Below are 6,441 nucleotides of genomic sequence, written 5' to 3'. Positions count from 1 at the left end.
ACAATATCGGCAATTCGATATTGCTCTTCAGTAATCGTCATTCGTTCTTTATCTGGATAGGGAATAAACACGCGAAACCCATCTACTGCAACGGTATGGAAACGCTCAATCGGAACTCCGTTATAGCGAAGATTAAAGAACTTCTCATAARCAATATCATCTTCATAAACCGAAACCCAATCCTCACTAAAGCCTTCGCTTGGAACCGTAATATCTGAATCAATTGTAATTGATATATTATCCTTTAATACATACATACTCGTGTCGTGATCATACAACCAATCACCAGGTCTCGAATTGATAAGTGCTAATTTAAATTCTTCATATCTCATCTTCGTCATCTCCTTTGTATGACTAATCCCCTCTCTTATTAAGTCTGAAACCTAGACAATAGATACAACCACAATTTTACAACCTTGATACTTCTTTCATTTGAGATGATAATAAAAGTAAATCTAGATAGAACTAATAAAAAGGGGAGCTTCTATTGAATCTATTTCAACATAATGCTTATGAAAAGTTCCTTCTTAAACCGAATGTTAAAATTAAGCTGAAACTAAAAATGATTCTTTTAATTGGTACACTTATTTCGCTTATGTTCATTACAATGGGTGTGTTTCTCCATTACTTCTTCTCAGACACGATCGAAACTCAATTGGGAGAAAGAGCCTTAAGTGTGGCGACAAGTATTTCTCACATCCCTGAACTACAAGAGGCTTTTGCAGAGCCCGATCCTGCCTCTGTTATTCAACCTTTAGTTAAACCGATTCAAGAAGCTACTGGTGCAGAGTTTATTGTTGTAGGAAATACAGATGAAATCCGCTACGCTCACCCAGATTTAGAAAAAATCGGCTTAAAAATGATTGGTGAGGATAATGAGCCTGCTTTAATTGATGGTGAGTCTTATGTTTCTAAAGCAATCGGGTCCTTAGGCTACTCCATTCGAGGAAAGGTTCCTGTGTACTCAGAAAGTGAGATTGTCGGTGTCGTTTCAGTAGGATACTTAATTAATGATGTACACAGCTTAATCCATATATACAGCAGAGAACTTTGGTTCGTTCTTTTCTTAATTGTCAGCTTCGGTATCATTGGTGCTATATTCATTGCTCATTATATTAAAAAGTTATTATTTGGTTTAGAACCTGAGGAAATCACCCACCTATTATTGCAAAAGGAAACCATCTTACAATCTACACATGAAGGGATCATTGCTGTTAATCAAGAAGGAATGATCACTCTAGCTAATCACGCTGCCCTGAAGTTACTTTATGATCAAAATAAGGCATTAATAAGCCCAATCGGTAAACCTATTAAAGAGGTTTTGCCTCAGTCCGCCCTGCCACAAGTTCTTCATACTGGGGAAAGTCATTTTGACAAACAGATGTACATAGGAGGCATTACGGTTTTAGTCAACCGTGTTCCTATCTTTTATGAAAAAAAGTTAATTGGGGCTGTTTCAACATTTCGTAATAAAACAGAAATTGATCAACTTACGAAAGAACTAACTAAAACAAAGCAATATGCAGATGCCTTACGTGCACAAACTCATGAATTTTCGAACAAGCTTTTTACCATTTTAGGTTTGCTACAATTAAATAGAAAAAAGGAAGCCATATCGTTCATTAAAAAGGAGAACAACATTCAACAAGATTGGATTCATTTCTTACTAGAAAAGGTTCCAGACCCAATGATCAACGCGATCCTTCTTGGTAAGCTCAACCAAGCTATGGAACAAAGAGTTGAAATGGTGATTGAAGACGGAAGCCAGCTAACCTATCCATTAGAAGAACATAAACGCGATTTACTACTGACKGCTTTAGGCAACCTTATTGAGAATGCAATAGATTCTGCTAAAACAAATCATCATTCCACTCGTCAGGTGAATGTGTTTTTCACAGATATCGGTGATGATATTATTTTTGAAATTGAGGACTCTGGTCCAGGGATCCCTCCGGATTTAGCAAATGAGATATTCACTAAAGGATTCTCAACTAAAAAAGGAGCTCATCGCGGATTTGGCCTTGCTCTTACTAAAGAGGCGCTCCTAGTAGCAGGAGGAAACATTTATCTAGAAGAGAGCGACCTTGGAGGTGCTTGCTTCGTTATCACCATCCCAAAAGACTCAGAGATTTAAGGAGGCAGACCATGAAAGAATTATATAAAATTTTAATTGTTGAAGATGATTTTCGTGTAGCGGAAATCACTCAACGCTTTGTTGAAAAGGTGGAAGGCTTTGAAGTTATTCGTATATGTAAAACAGGTGCTGAAACCGAGTTACTTCTATCTAATCATCCGTTGCCGGACCTTGTTTTATTAGATGTTTATATTCCTGATGTAGAAGGGCTCGAACTGTTCTGGAGTATTCGCAGAAACCAACCGAATGTTGATCTTATTATGACTACAGCTGCAAAAGAAGTACCCACATTTGAAGAAGTCCTTCGTGGCGGTATTTTTGACTATATCGTGAAGCCTGTTGATTTTAATCGGTTTAAAAGCACGTTAGAAAGATACAAAAAGCAACGAACCACACTGGCTGTAAAAGATCAGTTATCTCAAGATGAGATCGATCAATTGACTGGAGTTGCAGGCTCTACACTTTCCCTTTCAAACGATCACAATAAGCTACCAAAAGGAATTGATAGTTTAACATTAGAAAAAGTGAAAAGCGCCCTAAGCATAGGACGTAACGGACTGACTGCAAGCGACATAGGGGAAGTAGTTGGTACGAGTCGTTCTACCGCAAGACGGTACTTAGAATATTTAGTCTCAATTAACCAAGCAGAAGCAGAATTAAAATATGGTGATGTAGGAAGACCCGAAAGACGTTATACTACCCCGTGAACAAAATGAACAAAATACCCAAAACGAACATTATTGTATTAATGTTCATAAACTTCATCCCTCTTATTTTTCATGTTAAAGTTCTGTAATATCAGATAATTAGAAAAATAGAGGGGTTTATTTATTTGGAAGTGTTTGTATACGCTTTCACTATCCCTCTTTATCTTACTTTATAAGGGGAGAGAATTATGCTTAGTATTATTGGATTTTTTACAATCTTAGCTATTGTCCTATTTCTTCTTAGCGGCAAAATGACACCTATTATAAGCCTTATCACCATTCCGATTATCGGGGCTCTTTTAGCTGGCTTTACCATAGTCGATATCGGCGTCTTTTTTAACGACGGTGTGAATCAAGTCATGGGTATTGTCATCATGTTCATCTTTGCGATTCTTTACTTCGGAATTATGCAGGATGCAGGATTATTTGATCCGATAATTAACAAGGTTATCAAAATTTCAAGAGGTAATATTGTTGCTGTGGCGGTAGGAACCGTCATTATTGCAGCCGTTGCTCACCTAGATGGATCAGGAGCTTCCACATTCTTAATAACGATACCCGCCCTCCTTCCATTATATAAGCGCTTGAAGATGAACCCTTATCTCTTGCTCTTATTAGTTGGAACTAGCGCAAGTATTATGAATATGGTGCCCTGGGCTGGACCGATCGGACGTGCCGGCTCTGTTTTAGGGATGGATCCAACAGAACTCTGGAGACCTCTCATTCCACTTCAAATCATAGCGCTTGTTCTGTTATTGGGGCTGGCTTACTTCTTAGGGCTCCGTGAGAAACGCAGGATTGAGAAGTTGACATTTGAATCTGATCAGCAATTAGAAGTTGCTGCAGCTACTGATTACTCAGATGAAGAAGTACCTAAGGCAAAAGATAGTAGTCTTACAAGACCTAAGTTACTTTGGATCAATCTATTGTTAACACTTGGGTTGATCGCTATGCTAGTCTGGGGTATTCTCCCGGCAGGATTTATCTTTATGATTGCATTAAGTATCGCRTTACCACTTAACTATCCTAAAGTGGATGATCAGATGGAGAGAATCAAAGCTCATGCTCCGAACGCTCTTTTAATGGCTGCCATCATTTTAGCAGCTGGTTCTTTCCTAGGAATATTAGGCGGGACTGGAATGCTTGATGCTCTTGCTACTGGTCTTGTTACCTTATTACCAGCTTTCATCATTCCTCATCTTCATTTGATCATTGGCTTTTTCGGAGCCCCGTTTGAACTAATTTTAAACACAGATGCTTATTACTTTGCTCTCTTACCGGTCGTTGAGCAAATCGTTACATCATATGGAGTTGAGTCTACCTCAGCTGCGTATGCTATGATAATCGGAAACATCATCGGGACATTTATTAGCCCTTTCTCACCTGCTCTATGGCTGGCTCTTGGGTTAGCTKGACTTGAGATGGGTAAACACATCCGATACTCCTTCTTCTGGATTTGGGGCTTCAGTGTGGTGTTACTAGTGATTGCGGTTGTGATAGGGATTGTATAGGAAACAAAAAAGCTTCTCATTCAATATTAATGAGAAGCTTTTTATAATGTGGTCAAAGTGGTCATTCTCACATTTTGACCTACACTACTACTTTGATGAAAAACAATATTTTCAGGCTTTATGAGAGCAAGGCCCTAAGGTAAGAATGTGAATATCTTTTACAATAGGTGCAAAAAGTGCGGTTTAAGTAATTATTTCGCTTCCTTTTATTATACCAATCGCTCCCTCGACGTAAGTGTTCGAAAACGTGGGTGCTCAGAAAGAATCGAATCTCTTAATCTTCTAACAACAGGATGTCTAGATGAAAAAAATTGATCTTTTGAATCGTAGTATTCAATCAATTCTCCTTTTTCAAGAACGCCAATTTTATCAGAGATTGTAAATGCAGCTTTAATATCATGTGTTATAAAAAGATAAGATAAGCCGAAGTCAAACTTTAATTCATCTAATAATTGCAAAATTAAACTTTGTGTYACCTTATCTAAACTACTTACGGATTCATCTAGAACTATTAACTTCGGTTTAAGTGCAATAGCCCTAGCAATGGTAATCCTTTGCAATTGGCCACCACTAAATTGATGCGGATACTTTTTTAAATCTTTTTCACCTAACCCTACTCTTTCTAATAGCTCAATAATTCTTTTTCTACGTTCTCCGTTGGTTAGTTTCTCATAATTTTCTAACGGTTCACTAATAATGCCTTCTGCTGTCATTCTGGGGTTAACAGCTGAATATGAGTCCTGAAATACAACTTGTAGATCGCGACGTATTTTCTTTTGAGTATTTTTATCCGTACTATATATGTCATGCCCTTGAAACAAAACTTGCCCTTGCTGTGGCGGCTGAATGCCAAGAATTACTTTCCCTAAGGTGCTTTTCCCAGCTCCGCTTGTACCAATTAAGCCCAAACATGTTCCTTCTTCTATAGCAAAGGTAATATTAGTAAGTACATTATTTGATTGATTTTTACCTTTAAATAATTTTCTAGAATTAAAACTAAGGTGTACCTGGTTTACCTGCAATAAGCTCAATGGGCTYCACCCCTCGTAATCTTTAATCGGTAATCACAACATATAGACATTTGGTTGTTTCTCTGTATATAAGCTAGGTCTGGTCCTTAACAACTTCTTCGTGTACTCATGCTGTGGGTTATCAAATAAATCTAATACATTTGCAGTTTCAACTATTCTACCATTTTGCATAACAATAACATCATCAGCCATTTCTGAAATCACACCCAGGTCATGAGAAATGAGTAAAATAGTTGTTCCTAACTCAGAACGCAATTTATCTAAGAGGCGAAGTACTAATAATTGGCTATGAAGATCAAGTGCTGTCGTAGGCTCATCCGCAATAATAACAGAGGGCTGTAAACATGCAGCCATTGAAATCATCACTCTTTGAAGCATGCCTCCGCTCAATTCAAAAGGATATTTTTTTAATAATTTATCAGGTTCTGGCAAATTCACACTTTGCATCACATCAAACGCAAGCTCCCTTGCTTGGTTTTTATTTAATGCTGTATGAGATTTGATCGTTTCGATAAATTGATGACCAATCGTAAAAACGGGGGTAAAAGCATTCATGGGATTTTGCATAATAAAAGCAATATCTTTCCCTCGAATCTTCCGCATCTCTCTATTTTCTAAACCATTCAACTCTTTACCTTGTAGTGTAATGCTTCCTTTAATATTCATTTTTTTCCTGTTGTGTAGCTGTAAGATAGACATACTTGTAATGGTTTTACCACTGCCACTTTCCCCGACAAGACCTAGAATTTCCCCTTTTTTAATTCCGAAAGAAATACCCTCAACAAGCGTGGAAAACCCTTCTTTGGTTCTTACTTGTACATGTAAGTCTTTTACATTCAGAATATCTTTTTTAGTTATATCCATTTTTAAACAGTCCTTTTGCATTATCGACGTTTAACCCCAAAAAGCTCTGACAGTGATTCTCCTAGTAAATTAAAAGTAACAACGACTAACATGATCATTAAACCAGGATAAATCATTAGTGTAGGATTGGTTCTGATATATGACTTTCCTTCATGTATCATCGCTCCCCATTCTGGTATAGGGGGTTGTACCCC

General features: G+C 37.5%; 6 protein-coding genes and 1 pseudogene. 3 read left to right on the top strand and 4 right to left on the bottom strand.

The genetic code is table 11. The features are described 5' to 3' along the window. On the bottom strand, positions 1 to 332 hold a 332-nt coding region (locus AB685_RS24995), incomplete at its 3' end, for a hypothetical protein (RefSeq protein WP_047973297.1). Positions 333 to 487: 155 nt separating this feature from the next. Here AB685_RS24995 and AB685_RS24990 point away from each other — a divergent pair. The 3 genes from AB685_RS24990 (at position 488) to AB685_RS24980 (ending at position 4,352) form a co-directional block, all read left to right on the top strand. Further along, the gene (locus AB685_RS24990) at positions 488 to 2,134 is read left to right on the top strand and encodes a sensor histidine kinase (protein ID WP_047973296.1); all 1,647 of its coding nucleotides are present in this window, start codon (positions 488 to 490) and stop codon (positions 2,132 to 2,134) included. Positions 2,135 to 2,145: 11 nt separating this feature from the next. Beyond that, positions 2,146 to 2,841 carry a response regulator gene (locus AB685_RS24985; RefSeq protein WP_047973295.1) on the top strand — a complete coding sequence of 232 codons (696 nt, stop codon included), beginning with the start codon at positions 2,146 to 2,148 and terminating at the stop codon, positions 2,839 to 2,841. Between the two features lie 188 nt (positions 2,842 to 3,029). Continuing rightward, positions 3,030 to 4,352: a citrate:proton symporter gene (locus AB685_RS24980; protein WP_047973294.1), complete on the top strand. Its 1,323-nt coding sequence runs from the start codon at positions 3,030 to 3,032 to the stop codon at positions 4,350 to 4,352. A 209-nt stretch (positions 4,353 to 4,561) separates the two neighbouring features. On the opposite strand, the gene nikE is transcribed toward AB685_RS24980, so the two are convergent. The 3 genes and pseudogenes from nikE to nikC form a co-directional block, all read right to left on the bottom strand. Beyond that, positions 4,562 to 5,383, bottom strand: coding sequence for a nickel import ATP-binding protein NikE (nikE, locus tag AB685_RS24975; RefSeq protein ID WP_047973293.1), 822 nt, complete (start codon positions 5,381 to 5,383; stop codon positions 4,562 to 4,564). 33 nt (positions 5,384 to 5,416) lie between these two features. Then, complete coding sequence (locus AB685_RS24970) at positions 5,417 to 6,247, bottom strand: ABC transporter ATP-binding protein (protein WP_047973298.1); 831 nt, start codon at positions 6,245 to 6,247, stop codon at positions 5,417 to 5,419. Between the two features lie 20 nt (positions 6,248 to 6,267). Next, positions 6,268 to 6,441: pseudogene (gene nikC, locus AB685_RS32205) on the bottom strand (nickel ABC transporter permease subunit NikC); the annotation flags it as partial.

It is taken from the genome of Bacillus sp. LL01, from assembly GCF_001037965.1.
This window is presented reverse-complemented; position numbering and strand designations above follow the sequence as displayed.